We start from the raw sequence: 15,503 nt of genomic DNA on the forward strand, positions 1-15,503 counted from the left end.
CGCAACGCTATCGCGTCGCCAGGGCGTTACAGGCGGCGGCCAGCGCCGACCGCGACGCCCGTTCCAGCGGGGTCAGTGCCGACCGCCGCGACGTGGCCTCAGACGTCGTCAGCGCGCCGCCGTCGTCGCCGAGCGCGAACTGGACGACGGCGAGCAGCCGGGCCGCCCGCGCCGCCACCGCCTGCGCCTGCGGCGGGAACGCGCGCGGCAGCGGGTCGGACTCGCGGTTGGCGCGGATGTCGCCGAGCAGCGCCTCGACCTCGGGCCGCCACGACGGCACGTCGAGGTCGGTGAGGATCGACCCTGCCGCCAGCAGCGACGTCGTCAGCTCCTTGTCGGCGTCGGCCAGGGACGGGCCCGCGGGCGCCGGCTCGGCGGCCCGGATCATCCAGGTGACCAGGTGCCCCTGGTCGCCGGGCGGGCCGAACGTGCGGACGTCGGGCACCAGCGCGTACGGCGCGCCGTCGGAGATGACCGCCTCGCCGGCGTCGACCGCGTAGCCGTTGAGGTCGGCCGGGCCGCCCAGGCCGCTGGGGTCGCCCGGCGCGGGCAGCGCGACGAGGAACGCCTTCGTGCCCTCGCCGCGCAGCGCCACCAGCGCCTCGGACAGGCCGGTGGCCGTGGCGGTGCCGGGGACGTCGACGGCGTCGTGCGGCTCGTCGTCGGCGCGGACGCGGTCGACGACGTCGTCGAGGCTCGCCTCGCTGTGCAGCCAGGCCGTGCCCCAGGCCGCGAGGCGGGCGGAGCGGGGGAGGGAGACCATGCTCAAGAGCCTACGACCCGACGGATAGAGTCGGGCCGAGGTTCCGGGGCGTGCGTCGTCACGGGCTTCGTCCGTCGTCACCGAGGGAGCCGGTCCACGCGATGTCCGATGTGCTGGAACTTGCCGACGTCACGCTCGTGCGCTCGGGCAGCCGCCTGCTCGACGAAGTCACCTGGGCCGTGGCCGACGGCGAGCGCTGGGTGATCCTCGGGCCGAACGGTGCCGGCAAGACCACCCTGCTGCAGATCGCCGCCGCGCAGATGCACCCGACCAGCGGCTACGCCGCCGTGCTCGGCGAGATGATGGGCGCCGTCGACGTGTTCGAGCTGCGCCCGCGCATCGGCATCACCAGCGCCGCGCTGGCCGAGCGCATCCCGCGGCAGGAGTCCGTGCTCGACGTCGTGCGGACGGCCGCGTACGGCGTCGTCGGCCGGTGGCGCGAGTCGTACGAGAACCTCGACGACGACCGCGCCGGCTGGCTGCTGCGGCGCATGGGCATCGGGCACCTCGCCGGCCGGACGTTCGGCACGCTGTCCGAGGGCGAGCGCAAGCGCACCCAGCTGGCCCGGGCGCTGATGGCCGACCCCGAGCTGCTGCTGCTCGACGAGCCCACCGCCGGCCTCGACCTCGGCGGCCGCGAGACGCTGGTCGCGACGCTCGGCGAGATCGCCGCCGACCCCGACTCGCCCGCCACCGTGCTCGTCACCCACCACGTCGAGGAGATCCCGCCCGGGTTCACCCACGCGCTGCTGCTCTCGGGCGGCCGCGTCGTGGCCGCCGGGCCCGTCACCGAGACGCTCACCGACGAGCACCTGAGCACCGCGTTCGGGCTGCCGCTGCGGGTGCGGCACGAGGACGGACGGTGGTCGGCGCGGGCCGTCGTAGCGGCGCGCGACGGCGTCCCCGCACCGTAGGGTGTGTCTCCCGGGTCCGTGGCCTACTGCGCGACGCCCAGGCGGCGCCTCGCGGCGTTCTCGTCAGTCGACGTAGAACCTCCCGCTATGACTCCTTCCTCGGCCTTGCGAGGCATCCACCTGGACGCCGCTCGCTACGGCCGAGACCCGGGAGACACACCCTAGACTGAGACCATGCAGGATTTCCTCGACTGGCTCGGCGACCACGACTGGGTCGCCTGGCTCGGCCTGGCGTTCCTGCTCGGCATCGTCGAGACCACCACCGTCGACCTCATCTTCCTCATGCTGGCCGGCGGCGCCCTGGCCGGCGCGCTGGCGGCGGCCGTCGGCATCGACGCCCTGTGGCTGCAGCTGCTCATCGCCTCCGCCGTCAGCGTGGCGCTGCTCGGGTTCGTCCGGCCGGTCGCCAAGCGGCACCTGCGCACCAGTAGCAACACCCGCACGGGCGCCGCGGCGCTGGTCGGCCGCAAGGGCGTGGTCGTCGAGACGGTCGACTCCGAGCGCGGTCTCATCAAGCTGGCCGGCGAGGTCTGGACCGCCCGCAGCTACGACGGCACGTCGGTCATCGAGGCCGGCCGCGATGTCGACGTCATCGAGATCCAGGGGGCGACGGCGCTCGTGTTCGAGGCCGACTCGCGGTAAGACCCGGCCCGGCCCCGGGTTGTTGATAGGTTTTGCCGCGACTCGCCTGACCACACGGAAAGCAGCGGAAGGTCATACATGGAAGCCGGTCAGATCTTCGTCCTCCTCGTCGTCATCCTCCTGGCCATCTTCGTGCTGGTGACGCTGGCCAAGTCGGTGCGCATCGTGCCCCAGGCGCGGGCCGGCATCGTGGAGCGGCTGGGCCGCTACCAGCGCACCCTCGACCCCGGCCTCACGGTGGTCGTGCCGTTCATCGACCGCGTGCTGCCGCTGCTGGACCTGCGCGAGCAGGTCGTGTCGTTCCCGCCGCAGCCGGTGATCACCCAGGACAACCTGGTCGTGTCCATCGACACCGTCATCTACTACCAGGTGAACGACCCCAAGGCGGCGACGTACGAGATCGCCAACTACATCCAGGGCATCGAGCAGCTGACCGTCACCACGCTGCGGAACGTCATCGGTGGCATGGACCTCGAGCGCACGCTGACCAGCCGCGAGGAGATCAACAACGCGCTGCGCGGCGTCCTCGACGACGCCACCGGCAAGTGGGGCATCCGGGTGAACCGGGTCGAGCTGAAGGCCATCGACCCGCCGCCGTCCATCCAGGACTCCATGGAGAAGCAGATGCGCGCCGACCGCGACAAGCGCGCGGCGATCCTCAACGCCGAGGGCGTGCGGCAGTCGCAGATCCTGACGGCCGAGGGCCAGAAGCAGTCCGCCATCCTCACCGCCGAAGGTGACAAGCAGTCGCTGGTCCTGCGGGCCGAGGCGGAGAAGCAGGCGCAGATCCTGCGCGCCGACGGTGAGGCGAAGGCCATCGGCGCCGTCTTCGAGGCGATCCACCGCGGCAACCCCGACCAGAAGCTGCTGGCCTACCAGTACCTGCAGATGATGCCCGAGATCGCGAAGGGCGACTCCAACAAGGTCTGGATCGTGCCCAGCGAGTTCGGCAAGGCGCTCGAGGGCCTCGGCGACGCGGTCGGCCGGTTCGGCTCCGGCTTCGCGCCGGGCGCCATCCCGCCGCCCGACGACACCGTCGCCGAGGCGGTCGAGGCCGCCGCGCAGGAGGCCGCCGCCGAGAGCGAGGCCGCTGCCGCCGCCGCCCAGGAGGAGGTCCGGCGGGCGCTGCAGGCCGCCGAGGTCGCGTCCAACCCGTCGATGCCGCTCCCGCCCGCACGCATCAACACCGGCGAGCCCGGCTCGGGTGCCGACGAGCCCGGGTTGGACGACGAGCCCGGCCCGGCGCTGGGCCGCGACCTGACCGTCGACCCCGATGACGAGCGCGGGCCCGCCTCCGAGCCGCCGCACCCGCCCGCTCCGCCCGCACCGCCGGCGGGGTGAGCCTGCTCGACGTCGTCGCGATCGTCGCGGCCGGGTTCGCCGCGGGTGCGATCAACGTCGTCGTCGGGTCAGGCACGATGATCACGTTCCCGACGCTGCTGGCGCTGGGCTATCCACCCGTGGTGGCCAACGTGTCCAACACCGTCGGGCTGGTGCCGGGCTCCCTGGTGGGGGCCTGGGGCTATCGCGAGGAACTGCGCGGCCAGCGCGGCCGGGTGCTCCGGTACGGGCTGGCCGCGGTCGTCGGCGGCAGCGGCGGCGCGGTGCTGCTGCTGGCGCTGCCGCCGGGCGCGTTCGAGGCGATCGTGCCGGTGCTGATCGTCCTGGCCTGTGTGCTGGTGGCCGCGCAGCCGTGGATCTCGCGACGGCTCAAGGACCGGCCGCCCGGGCGCGAGCACGGCGGACCGGTGGTCTGGCTGCTGGTGCTGCTGACCGCCGTCTACGGCGGCTACTTCGGCGCCGCGCAGGGCGTGCTGCTGCTCGCCGTCCTCGGGCTGGCGCTGTCCGACTCGCTGCAGCGGCTGAACGCCGTCAAGAACGTGCAGGCCGGGCTGGTGAACCTGGTCGCCGGGCTGGTGTTCATGGTGGTCGCCGATGTCGACTGGGCGGTCGCCGGGCTGATCGCGCTCGGCTCCGCGGCCGGCGGGCTGCTCGGCGCCCAGGTCGGCCGGCGGCTGTCGCCGCTGGTGCTGCGGGTGGTCGTCGTCGTGGTGGGTGTGACCGCCGTCGTCGTGCTGGTGCTGCGGTGACGGCGCCGCGGCTAGGGGGTGTCTGATGGATATTGGTGGATGCGGGCGGCGTCCAGTCGTCGGTCCAGCAAGGCGGAGGAGGAGGTCGATGCGGTGCCATCGAGCGACGACGACAACGCAGCTGGTCGGCGTCTGGGCGTCGATCCGCGCCGCCGAAGATCCATCAGACACCCCCTAGTCGAGGTCGGCGGCGTCGACGACCCCCGCCTCGCCGACTACATGGCGCTGCGCGACGTCCAGCTGCGGACGTCGCTGGAGGCCGAGCACGGGCTGTTCCTGGCCGAGGGCGAGAAGGTGGTCCGCCGGGCGATCGCCGCGGGCTACCGGCCGCGCTCGTTCCTGATGGCGCAGCGCTGGGTCGACGCGTTGTCCGACGTCCTCGCCGCCGCCGGCGACGTCCCCGTCTACGTCGCGCCGGAGCCGGTCATCGAGGGCGTGACCGGCTTCCACGTGCACCGCGGCGCGCTGGCGTCGCTGCACCGCCGGCCGCTGCCGCCGGTGGAGGACGTGCTGGCCGCGGCGGCACGCGTCGTCGTGCTGGAGGACCTCGTCGACCACACCAACGTCGGTGCGATCTTCCGCTGCGCGGCGGCGCTGGGCTGGGACGCCGTCCTGCTGGGGCCGCGCTGCGCGGACCCGCTGTACCGGCGCGCCGTCAAGGTCTCGATGGGCACGGTGTTCTCCGTGCCGTACACGCGGGTGGAGGAGTGGTACGACGCGCCCGGCGCGCTGGCGGCGGCCGGGTTCGAGACGCTGGCGCTCACCCCGGCCGACGACGCCGTCGACCTCGCCGACGTCGCTCCGGCGGAGCGGACCGCGCTGCTGGTCGGCGGCGAGGGACACGGGCTGTCCGCGCGCTGGATGGCTGCGGCGGACCGGCGCGTGCGCATCCCGATGGAGGCCGGAGTCGACAGTCTCAATGTGGCTGCGGCGACCGCTGTGGCCTGTTATGCCCTGCGTTACCCCCGGTAGGCTTTGCCGATCATGCGTGGGGGAAACGGTTGCCGAGCCGGTGAGCACGGCTGATGCGGATCAAGCGCACACGTGCCCACGCCGCCGTCGTCGCGACGGTGGCCGCGTGGGTGGTCGTGGTGGCCGCGGTGACCACCGGGCTGGTCGGCTACCTGGTCGTGGCCAGCCAGGACGGCGTCCGCGAGGCGTTGCGCGACGCGCCGCCGGCGGAGGCGACACTGCAGGCGGTCACCCGGCTCGGCCCCGACCCCGCGGAGCAGGACGACGCCGTCCGCGCTGACGTCGCCGACCAGTCCGGCGGCGCACCGCTGGAGGTGTACCGCAGCCTGGCCGGCGGCGAGGACGCCCTGACCGTTCCGGGCAGTGATGAGGACGCCCGCGGCGTCCTGTCCGCCTACGAGGGCATCGAGGAGCACGCGGAGCTGGTCGACGGCAATTGGCCGGTGGACGGCGGCAGGGGCGTCGTCACCCCGGTGGCGCTGCATGCCACCGCCGCCGAGGCGCTGGGCCTGGTCGTCGGTGACGAGATCACCGTCGGCGAGGCCCGCGTTCGCGTCACCGGCACCTGGCTGCCCGCCGACCCGCGCGACCCGTTCTGGTTCGGCCAGCCGCTCGAGGTGGCCGGCGTCGACGGGTCCGCCTACGGGCCGTTCGTGGTCACCGAGGCCGCGCTGACCGCCGTCGAGCCGTCGCCACGGGTGCGCTGGCGCATCACGCCGGAGGCCGGCGCGATCACCCCCGGTCAGGTCGCCGCGCTGACCCGCGAGCAGCCGGGACTGCCCCGCGTGCTGGAGAACGACGAGCGGGTCGACGTCAACGGCGTCGCGATCAGCGGCGGGCTGCCCGCGACCGTCGCCGCGCTGGACGCCGATGTCAGCCGCGGCACCAGCGTCTCCGCCGTCCCGCTGGTGGTGCTGGTGGCCGTCGCGATCGTCACCGGCGCCCAGGTGGCTCGGCTGCTCGGCGTGGTCCGCGAGGTCGAGACGACGCTGCTGCGCTCGCGCGGGCTGTCCGCCGGGCAGCTGGTGTGGTGGTCGGTGCTGGAGTCGGTGGCGGTGGTGGTGCCGGCCGCGGCGCTCGGTGCGGCCGCGACGGTGCTCGCGCTGCGCGCGGGCACCGGGCCGGCCGTGGACGCCGGGGTGGCCGCGTGGTGCGCCGCCGGTGTCGCCGCCGGCACCCTCGCGCTGCTGGTCGCCGCCGCTGCCATGACCGCCCGCCGCCGGGTCGAGGACACCGTCGCGTTCAGCAGCCGCCGCGCCACCGGAGCGATCGGCTGGAGCTTCGCGGCGGTCGCGCTGATCGCCGCCGCGGTCGCGATCTGGCAGCTGCGGCGATATGGCGAGGCGTCCGGCGGCCGTGGCGCGGATCTGCTCGCCACGCCCGGTCCGGCGCTGGCGCTGCTGGCCTGCGCCGCCCTCGCGCTGCTCGCCGTCCCGTTCCCGCTGGCGCTGGCCGAGCGGGTGCTGGCCGGCCGCCGCAGGCTCGGGCTGCTGCTGCCCGCCTGGCAGGTGACCCGCCGGCTGCCGGTGTACGCGTCCGTGGTCGTGCTGGTCGTGGTGACGGCGGGCGCGGGCGTCCTCGCGGCGTCGTACTCGGCCACCTGGACCGGCCTGCAGGAGGACCTCGCCGACGTCCGCTCCGGCGCCGACGTCAGGGTGACGTTCGACCGCGCCGGGCCGCTCACCCCGGCCCGCCCGGCCGAGTCCGCCGGGCCGTACCTGCAGGTCGGTGGCGCGAGCGACGCCGTCGGCGTGCTGTCGACCGGAGCCCGAGTGGGCGACGAGAGCGCCGCGCTGCTGGCCATGCCGGCCGACCGGCTGAGCGGCGTGGTCGAGGCCCGCGACGACGTGTTCCCGGCCGGCCGGGTGGCCTCCGACGTCGCGCCGGAACAGCCGGCGCTGACCGGCCTGGAGCTGCCGGCCGGCACCGAGCGGCTGGAGGTCGACGCGACGGCCGTCTCCGCGGTCACGCTGCTGGTCGCCGACGCCGACGGCGTGCTGGCCGAGGCGGTCGTCGAGAATGGCGGCGCGGCCGTGCCTGCCGGGTTCGGCACCGTCGTCGTCGCCGATCTCACCGTCGCCGCTCCCGGGCCGACCGAACCGGCCGTCACGGCGCTGCGCGCGGTCGACGGCTCCGGCGCCACGACCGACCTGCCGCTGGCCGGCGTCGCGGCGTGGCTGCCGCAGGCCGAGGCGAGCTACCGGATCGAGGCCGCCGACCCCGGCCGCGCGTCGCCGCTGTCGGCGGCGGTCGTCGCGTCCGCGTCCGGCGCCAGGGTGCGGCTGACCCCACCGGCCGCGGCGAGCGGGCCGGTCCCCGTCGTCGCCTCGCAGGCCGCGCTGGACCACTTCGGCCTGCAGACCGACGACCCGGTCACGCTGCACGTCGCCGGCGCACGGGTGGACGCGTGGGTGGTCGACGCGGTGCCCGTCGTGCCGGGCGTGGCCGATCCGGTCGCGTTCGTCGCCGATCTGCCGAGCGTCACCGCGACGTTGCTGCGCGTCGCCGACCGGCCGCAGCGCATCACCGAGGTGTGGCTGAGCGCGGACGGCGGCGACACCGCCGGGCTGGCGGCGGCCGTCGAGGACGCCGGGCTGACCGGTGCGGCGCAGGCGATCGACCGCGAGACGGTGCGGTCCGGGCTGCTGGACCACGGGCTGGCGCGGCACGTGGTGCCGGCGTTCTGGTCGGTGGCGGTGGCGGCGGTCGTGCTGACGGCGATCGGCGCGGTCGCGTCGGCGGCGACGCTGCAGCGGCAGCGCCGCGGTGAGCTGGCGGTGCTGCGGGTCGTCGGTGTCGCGCCGTCTGAGCAGGCCCGGTCGCGGCGGATCGAGCAGGCCGGGATGGGTGTGCTGGCGATGGCGGCGGGCGCGGTGGGCGGGCTGGTGGTCGCCGCCCTGACGGTGACGGTGCTGGCCCGGGCCGCGACGTCCGGGGTGCCGGAGGCACTGGACCCGGTCGGCGGCGCGAGCCTGGGCGCGCTGGCGCTGTTCGGCGTCGTGCTGACCGGGGTCGTCGCGGCGGTCGCCCTGCTGCAGGCGTCCCGGGCGGGCCGTGATGCGGCGCTGGCCGTGCCCGGAGAGGAGCGACGGTGAGCCGGGGTCTGGGGACCGGGCGGCTGTTCCGCCGGCAGTTCCTCGCCGACCGCGCCGCGGCGCTGGTCGTCGTCTGCGTGGTGCTCGTGCTCGCGCCGGTGGCGGCGGCGCTGCCGCGACTGGCCGAGCAGGTGTTCACCGACGACCTGCACGCGGAGATGGCCGGCACCCCGGCGACGCTGCGGGACGTGACGTCGGTGGCCGCGGGGCCGCCGCCCATGGTCGCCGGCGGCGACGTCTGGGCGCCGTTCGACGCGGCGCTCGCGGCCATTCGCGACGACGCGCCGGCGGCCGTGCGCGAGGCGACCGGGCCGGGCCGGTTCGTCGTCACCGCGCCGCCCGCTCCGGTCGAGGTGCGCGCGGCGGAGAGCGCCACCGAACTGCTGCCGACCGCCGACCCGTACTGGGCCGAGACCGTCCGCGTCGTCGAGGGCGAGACGCCGGCGGCAGCGACCGAGCCGGGGCCGGGGGAGCCGTACGTCGTCGACGTCATGGTGGCGCGGGCGTCGGCCGAGGAGCTCGGCTGGGCGGTCGGGGACGTCACCACCGCGGTGCGGCCGGTCGGCACCGCGGCCCTCGCGTCGGGGCTGGTGTACCGGCTGTCCGGCGTGTACGAGCCGCTGGACGCCGCCGCGCCGGTGTGGGCCCACCACCGCGCGGCGCTGGCGCCGGAGGTCCTCGACGACTGGGACCGCGGCCGGACGCTGACCGTCGCCGCGTACGTCGACGCGGACTCGTGGTCGGCGCTGGCGCCGGTGGTCGGGTCGTCAGCGGAGACGCGGCTGTGGTACCCGCTGGACGTCTCGTCGGCGCGGGCGGACGTCACGGTGCCGCTGCGCGACGCGCTGAGCCGGTTCATCGCGGCGGCGCCGATGGTCGTCTCGGAGGAGGGGCACCGGCCGTTCTCCCCGATCCTCACCACCGGCTCGATCGACGTCCTGGACCGGGTGGCGCAGCGGCACGACAGCTCACAGGCGCTGATCGCGATCGTGGCGGCCGGCCCGCTCGGCGTCTCGCTGGCGGTGCTGGCGCTGGCCGCCCGGCTGATGGTCGAGCGGCGCCGGTCCGCGCTGGCGCTGATCGGCGCCCGGGGCGCGTCGCCGCTGCAGCTGCGGCTGCTCATGGTCACCGAGGGCCTGCTGCTCGGGTTGCCGGCCGCCGCGCTGGCCACCGTGCTCGTCGGCCGGTTCGTCGACGGCGTCGGCGGGACCGCCGGAGTGCTGCTGCCGCTGGTGGTCGGGCTGGCGCCGGCCGTGCTGCTGCCGCTGGCCGCGCGCCCGAAGGGGCTGCGGGCCGTGCGTCGCGACCTCGGGCTGGGCCGGCCGTCGCGGGCCCGCACGCTGGTCGAAGGGCTGGCCGTCGGCGCGGCCGCCGCGGCCTGCTTCGCGCTCAACGCCCGCGGCTTGGAGGCCGGCGGCGCCGGGGTCGACCCGCTCACGGCTGCGACGCCGCTGCTGCTCGCGCTGGCGGTCAGCGTGCTGGTCATGCGGCTGTACCCGCGGCCGATGGCGACGCTGGGCCGGGTGCTCGGCGGCCGCCGCGGCACCGTCGCCTACCTCGGGACCGCGCGGGCCGTCCGCGACCCGGTCGCTGGGTTCGTCCCGATGCTCGCGCTGGTCGTCGGCATGTCGATCGCCGCGTTCTCGACCGTCGTCTGGTCCACCACCGAGCGGGGGATCGAGCAGACCGCGTGGCAGCAGGTCGGCGCGGACGTCCGGGTGTCCGGTGCGCCGCTCACCGAGGCCGAGCTGGCCGCCGTCGGCTCGCTGCCCGGCGTCGACGCCGTCGCGCCCGTCGTCACGACCGGGCCGACGCTGTTCAAGGTCGGCACCATCGACAACCGCGTCCCGCTCTACGTCGTCGACGTCGACGCCCTGGACGCGGTGCGCGCCGGCGGGTCGGCGCTGGACCCGCTGCCGGCCGGGCTGACCACGCTGGGGCCGGACGGTGCGATCCCGCTGCTGGTCGCGGACGGCGTCGTCGACGAGGGCGCCACCGGCACGCTGTCGCTGAGCGAGCGGCTGGACGCCGTCGTGGCCGGGACCGTGGACTCGATCCCGGGGCTCACCTCGGGCAGCCAGTGGATGCTGGCCGACCGCGGTGTGCTCGAGGACGCCGGCGTCACGATCATCCCGCCCCGGATCACGCTGGTCGACGTCACCTCCGGCGGCAGCGCGTCTGCCGTCGCGGCCGAGCTGGGGGAGCGGACGGTGACGACGCCGGGGTCGGCGATCGCGGACCTGCGCGGGCCGGTGAACGACGGCACCGCGCGGGCCATCGTCGGCGCCATCGCGCTCACCGGGTTGTTGTGCGCGGCCGCGGTGGTGCTCACCATGGTGGTGGGCGCGCCGTCGCGGGGCCGGCTGCTCTCGCAGCTGCGTACGCTGGGGCTGTCCGGCCGGCAGGGCGAGGGCCTGGTCGTCTGGGAGGCCGCGCCGGTGGCGGCGGTGTCGCTCGTGACCGGGCTGCTGCTGGGCGTGGGGCTGCCGTGGGCGGTGCTCTCCGGCGTCGACCTGCGGTCGCTGACCGGCGGCGGCGAGCAGCCGGCGGTGCACCTGCCGTTCGGTCTGCTAGGCGTCGTGACCTTGGGGTTCGTGCTGGTGGTGGGTGTGGCGGTGGTGGTGTCGGTGCTGACGGGACGTCGGCTGGCGCCGGCCAGGATGCTACGGATTGGTGACGAGACGTGACGGAGCTGCTGGCGGCGGAGCGCCGCGACATCGTGTGCGAGGACCTCGTGCGCATCTACACCGCCGAGGGCGTCGAGGTGCAGGCGCTGCAGGGCCTCAACCTGCGGGTCGACGAGGGCGAGGTGGTCGCCGTCGTCGGGGCCTCCGGGTCGGGCAAGTCGACGCTGCTGAACATCCTGTCCGGACTGGACTCCCCGACGGCCGGCGTCGCGAAGGTGGCCGGGCACGACATGCTGACGATGAAGGGCCGCGAGCGGGTCCGCTACCAGCGGCACACCGTCGGGTTCGTGTGGCAGCAGACGTCGCGCAACCTGCTGCCGTACCTCACCGCCGCCGAGAACGTCGCCGTGCCGGCCGCCATCGCGCGGCAAGGCGGGCAGGCCCGAGCGGAGCGGGTCGACCTGCTGCTCGAGACGCTGGGCGTCGGGCACTGCCGCGACCGCCGCCCTGCCGAGATGTCCGGTGGTGAGCAGCAGCGGGTCGCCATCGCGGTCGCGCTGGTCAACGAGCCGCGGGTGCTGCTGGCCGACGAGCCCACCGGCGAGCTGGACGAGGCGACGTCGGCGGACGTGTTCGAGGCGATCCGGCACGCGAACACCGAGTTCGGCGTGACGGTGCTGGTGGTGACGCACGACCAAGCGGTCGCCGGGCACGTGGGGCGGACGGTGCAGATCCGCGACGGCCGCACGGCGACGGAGATCCTGCGGCGCACCGAGCTGGACGAGCACGGCCAGGAGCAGCACATCGCCGAGGAGTTCGCCGTCCTGGACCGCGCCGGTCGGCTGCAGCTCCCCGACGACTTCGTCGGCGCGCTGCGGCTGCAGGACCGCGTCCGGCTGGCGCTGGAACCGGACCACATCGGGGTGTGGCCGGACGAACAGGAGAGGCAGCGTCGTGGGGAAGGGGTCGCCGGTGAGTGAGAACCACGCCGTCCGCGCCGTCGCCGTCAGCCGGGTGTTCGGCAGCGGCGCGCGCGAGGTGCACGCCGTCCGCGCCGTCGACCTCGAGGCGCACCCCGGCGAGCTGCTGGTCGTGAAGGGGCCGTCCGGTTCGGGGAAGACGACGCTGCTCAACCTGCTCGGGGCGCTGGACCGGCCGACCAGCGGCCAGGTGTTCGTCGGCGACCTCGAGGTGTCCGCGATGAGCGAGAAGGACCTCGTTCCCGTCCGCCGGCACCAGGTCGGCTACGTGTTCCAGTCGTTCGGGCTGATCCCGATCCTCACCGCCGCCGAGAACGTCGAGATCCCGCTGCGGCTGCAGGAGCTGGACCCGGTCGCGCGGGCGGCGCGGGTGGTCGAGCTGCTGGCGCTGGTCGGGCTGGACGGCCACGCCGAGCAGCGTCCGTACGAGCTGTCCGGCGGGCAGCAGCAGCGGGTCGGCATCGCGCGGGCGCTGGCCGGCGACCCGGACGTGCTGATCGCCGACGAGCCGACGGCGCAGCTGGACACCCGGACCGGCGCCTCGGTGATGGCGCTGATCCACGACCTCGTCCGCCGGCGCGGCATGACGGCGGTCGTCGCGACCCACGATCCCGCGCTCATGGAGCAGGCCGACCGCACCGTCGAACTCCGCGACGGCCGGGTCGTGGACGCCGCGGCAGCAGCCTGAGCCGTCAGACGGCGACGGGCTGGAAGATCGACTCGATGAGCGGGAGGTCGCCGTTGAAAACGGCCGCCGAGCACTCGCGGCAGGCGTACTCGACGCCCAGTCCGCCCGGCACCTTGTCGAACTCGGTCTCCGCGTCGCACTCGCCGCACCAGGCCGTGAGGGACCCGATGAGCAGCTCGGGCGCCGCGACGTTCAGGTTCTGTCTTGCCCTCATGTTTCGAGGGTGACACGCGAGAAGGACGGGGCCCAGGAGGCGCGCCGTTGTCGTTACGAGCCACAATAGGCTGGGGCACGCATCCGATGACGGTGCCGGCGGACGGAGTGGAACATGCCTGTGCAGACGGTCTGGAAGGGCTCGATCTCGTTCGGCCTGGTGTCGATCCCGGTCCGGCTGGTGTCGGCCACCCAGGAGAAGGACGTCAGTTTCCGGCAGGTGCACGCCGCCGACGGCGGGCGCGTCCGGTACAAGCGCGTCTGCGAGGCCGGCGGCCACGAGGTCGCCTACGCCGACATCGCCAAGGGCTACGAGCTGCCCGGCGGCCAGATGGTGATCCTCACCGACGAGGACTTCGAGGACCTCCCCATCACGTCGTCGCGGTCGGTCGAGGTGCTGGGGTTCGTGCCGTTCTCGCAGATCGACCCGACGTCGCTGAACCGCGCCTACTACGCCGAGCCCACCGGCGACACCAAGCCGTACGCGCTGCTGCGCGACTCGCTGGAGCGGTCCGGCCGGGTCGGCGTCGTCAAGGTGGCGCTGCGCAACAAGGAGCGGCTGGCGGTGCTGCGCTCGTTCGAGGGCACGTTGATCGTGCAGACCATGCTGTGGCCGGATGAGATCCGCAAGCCCGAGTTCGACTTCCTCGACGAGGACATCGAGGTCCGCAAGCAGGAGATGGCGATGGCCGAGTCCTACATCGACACCCTGTCCGGCGACTTCGACCCCGGGGAGTACCACGACGAGTACCGCGAGGCGCTGCTGAAGGTGGTCGAGGCCAAGGCCGAGGGCGCCGAGGTCATCGCGGCACCTGAGGCCGCGCCGGCCGAGGGCAAGGTCGTCGACCTCATGGAGGCCCTGCGCCGCAGCGTCGAGGAGGCCAAGCAGAACCGCGCGGGCGGCAAGGACGCGGAGCCGGCCAAGAAGACCGCGAAGAAGGCCGCCGCCAAGAAGACCGCCGCGAAGCGCAAGTCCGCCTGACCCGCCGCCCGGCCCACTCACCCCCGCCGCCCCAAGTTGATCTTGGAGTCGTTCGGGAATCTACCGGACATTCCGGACCGGAATTGCCGAAAAACCCCAAGATCAACTTGAGTGGGGTCAGGGGGCGGGGCGGCGGGTGATCTCGAAGAGTGCTGACGGGCCGAGGTTGCGGCCGCCGGCGGCGTCGACGCGTGAGCGCAGCTCCCGATCGGCCGTCACGGCGATGACGTGGTCGTGCGGCCGCTCGGCGACGGCCGACGCGACGGCGGCCGCGACCGCGTCGTCGCCGCTGCCGGGCGCGTCGACGACCGTGACGTCGTCGAGCGACCCGACGCCGCGGGCCTTGCCCTCGGCGACCAGCACGATCCGCGGCCACCACTGCGTCGCCGGCAGCCCGAGCGACGCCGCGGGGACCGGCGCCAGCAGTTCCAGCTCGTCGCGCAGCCGCGCCGTCGCGCCCACGCGGTCGCGCCACCAGCCGTCCGGCCGCGAGCCCACCACGTTGGCGGCGTCGACCACCAGCACCAGGTCGGACGGCGCCGCCGCGCGGATCTGCGGCCACAGCGTGCCGAACGCCGGCAGCAGCGGCAGCGCCGCGACGTCGTCGAGCGGGATCCAGGTGATGTCCAGGCTCTCCGGGTCGGCCGGCCGCGCCTTCACCGGCCGCGTCGGGCGGGCGACGATCGTCGTGTAGGACCAGGGGCCGTGGTCCTCGACCCAGGCGTGGCTGGGCCGGACGGCGTCGGGCGGGACGTCGGCCTCCTCGGCGCTCTCGCGCAGCGCCGCCTCCAGTGCCGTCTCGGACGACGACCGCGCGCCGCCGGGCACGCCCCACGTGCCGCCGTGGTGGCTCCAGTGCGCCCGGTGCTGCAGCAGCACGCCGCGCTCGTCGTCGACGAGGAGCAGCCCGGCCGCGCCGTACCGGCCCCAGTGCCGCTGCCCGCAGGCGCAGTCCACCCATCCGTCGCCGTCGTGCCGGTGGTGAATGAGGGTCAAGACGCGCTCCGCGCGCGCACCCGGCCGGGGATGACGTACCAGAACGCGACGAACCACAGCAGCGCGACGCCGCTGACGGTGACGGCCAGCCAGCGCGACAGGACGACGTCGAGCGCGAGGAGCAGCCCGCCGCACACGGCGAGCATCAGCAGGAACAGACCACCGGCGGTCATTCTCGAGGCCATCGGGATCATTCTGTCGCGAACCTTCTGCCGGAACACCATCCGGTGGAACGACACGGGCGCGATCAGCAGCGCCATGGACATCGCCGAGACGACGATCGTCACCGCGAACACGTCCTGCGTGAAGTCGTCGGAGTCGCGGAACGGCGAGGTGAACGCGATGGTCAGGAGGAAGGCGAACAGGATCTGCACGCCTGTCTGGGCGATGCGCAGCTCCTGGAGCAGCTCGTTCCAGTGCCGGTCGTACCGGTCGGCCTGGTCCTCGTCCCGCTTGTAGCCCTGTTCGCTCACCGCTCCTCCTCGTGGGCCGACGACGCTGCTGGTTCACGCTGCGTTCACGCCGGCCTGTCAGCCTGGGA

At 74.6% G+C, this 15,503-nt stretch carries 13 protein-coding genes and 1 pseudogene; 10 read left to right on the forward strand and 4 right to left on the reverse strand.

All coding sequences use genetic code 11. The features are described 5' to 3' along the window. Positions 1-7: 7 nt before the first annotated feature. The gene (locus BLV05_RS18455; protein WP_046772345.1) at positions 8-763 is read right to left on the reverse strand and encodes a hypothetical protein; all 756 of its coding nucleotides are present in this window, start codon (positions 761-763) and stop codon (positions 8-10) included. Positions 764-864: 101 nt separating this feature from the next. Here BLV05_RS18455 and BLV05_RS18460 point away from each other — a divergent pair, with 101 nt between their 5' ends. From BLV05_RS18460 to BLV05_RS18500, 9 genes and pseudogenes are all read left to right on the forward strand, one after another. Further along, positions 865-1,677, forward strand: a complete 813-nt coding sequence (locus tag BLV05_RS18460; protein ID WP_046772346.1) for an ABC transporter ATP-binding protein — start codon at positions 865-867, stop codon at positions 1,675-1,677. Between the two features lie 174 nt (positions 1,678-1,851). Further along, on the forward strand, positions 1,852-2,319 hold the full coding sequence (locus BLV05_RS18465; RefSeq protein WP_046772347.1) for an NfeD family protein: 468 nt from the start codon (positions 1,852-1,854) through the stop codon (positions 2,317-2,319). A gap of 78 nt (positions 2,320-2,397) precedes the next feature. Then, a pseudogene (locus BLV05_RS18470) lies at positions 2,398-3,304 on the forward strand (SPFH domain-containing protein); the annotation flags it as partial. Between the two features lie 352 nt (positions 3,305-3,656). Then, on the forward strand, positions 3,657-4,409 hold the full coding sequence (locus tag BLV05_RS18475) for a sulfite exporter TauE/SafE family protein (RefSeq protein WP_046772348.1): 753 nt from the start codon (positions 3,657-3,659) through the stop codon (positions 4,407-4,409). 219 nt (positions 4,410-4,628) lie between these two features. Further along, positions 4,629-5,381 (forward strand): TrmH family RNA methyltransferase, encoded by a 753-nt coding sequence (locus tag BLV05_RS18480; RefSeq protein WP_046772349.1) that lies wholly within the window; start codon positions 4,629-4,631, stop codon positions 5,379-5,381. Between the two features lie 53 nt (positions 5,382-5,434). Continuing rightward, on the forward strand, positions 5,435-8,476 hold the full coding sequence (locus BLV05_RS18485) for an ABC transporter permease (protein ID WP_046772350.1): 3,042 nt from the start codon (positions 5,435-5,437) through the stop codon (positions 8,474-8,476). Next, on the forward strand, positions 8,473-11,163 hold the full coding sequence (locus tag BLV05_RS18490) for an FtsX-like permease family protein (RefSeq protein WP_046772351.1): 2,691 nt from the start codon (positions 8,473-8,475) through the stop codon (positions 11,161-11,163). Before BLV05_RS18485 ends, BLV05_RS18490 begins: the two co-directional genes overlap by 4 nt. Continuing rightward, complete coding sequence (locus BLV05_RS18495) at positions 11,160-12,083, forward strand: ABC transporter ATP-binding protein (protein WP_082155781.1); 924 nt, start codon at positions 11,160-11,162, stop codon at positions 12,081-12,083. Before BLV05_RS18490 ends, BLV05_RS18495 begins: the two co-directional genes overlap by 4 nt. Beyond that, positions 12,076-12,771, forward strand: coding sequence for an ABC transporter ATP-binding protein (locus tag BLV05_RS18500; RefSeq protein ID WP_046772352.1), 696 nt, complete (start codon positions 12,076-12,078; stop codon positions 12,769-12,771). Before BLV05_RS18495 ends, BLV05_RS18500 begins: the two co-directional genes overlap by 8 nt. 4 nt (positions 12,772-12,775) lie before the next feature. On the opposite strand, the gene BLV05_RS18505 is transcribed toward BLV05_RS18500, so the two are convergent. Next, positions 12,776-12,985, reverse strand: coding sequence for a hypothetical protein (locus BLV05_RS18505; RefSeq protein WP_046772353.1), 210 nt, complete (start codon positions 12,983-12,985; stop codon positions 12,776-12,778). Between the two features lie 114 nt (positions 12,986-13,099). Here BLV05_RS18505 and ku point away from each other — a divergent pair, with 114 nt between their 5' ends. Continuing rightward, positions 13,100-13,966, forward strand: a complete 867-nt coding sequence (gene ku, locus BLV05_RS18510; RefSeq protein WP_201778022.1) for a non-homologous end joining protein Ku — start codon at positions 13,100-13,102, stop codon at positions 13,964-13,966. A gap of 117 nt (positions 13,967-14,083) precedes the next feature. Here the strand turns inward: ku and BLV05_RS18515 are convergent, their stop codons facing one another. Both BLV05_RS18515 and BLV05_RS18520 read right to left on the reverse strand, forming a co-directional pair. Then, on the reverse strand, positions 14,084-14,962 hold the full coding sequence (locus tag BLV05_RS18515) for an NUDIX hydrolase (RefSeq protein ID WP_197683195.1): 879 nt from the start codon (positions 14,960-14,962) through the stop codon (positions 14,084-14,086). Beyond that, positions 14,959-15,435 carry a DUF6328 family protein gene (locus BLV05_RS18520; protein ID WP_046772355.1) on the reverse strand — a complete coding sequence of 159 codons (477 nt, stop codon included), beginning with the start codon at positions 15,433-15,435 and terminating at the stop codon, positions 14,959-14,961. Before BLV05_RS18520 ends, BLV05_RS18515 begins: the two co-directional genes overlap by 4 nt. Positions 15,436-15,503: the final 68 nt, after the last annotated feature.

The organism is Jiangella alkaliphila (assembly GCF_900105925.1).
In the GTDB taxonomy this organism is placed as follows: Bacteria; Actinomycetota; Actinomycetes; order Jiangellales; family Jiangellaceae; genus Jiangella; species Jiangella alkaliphila.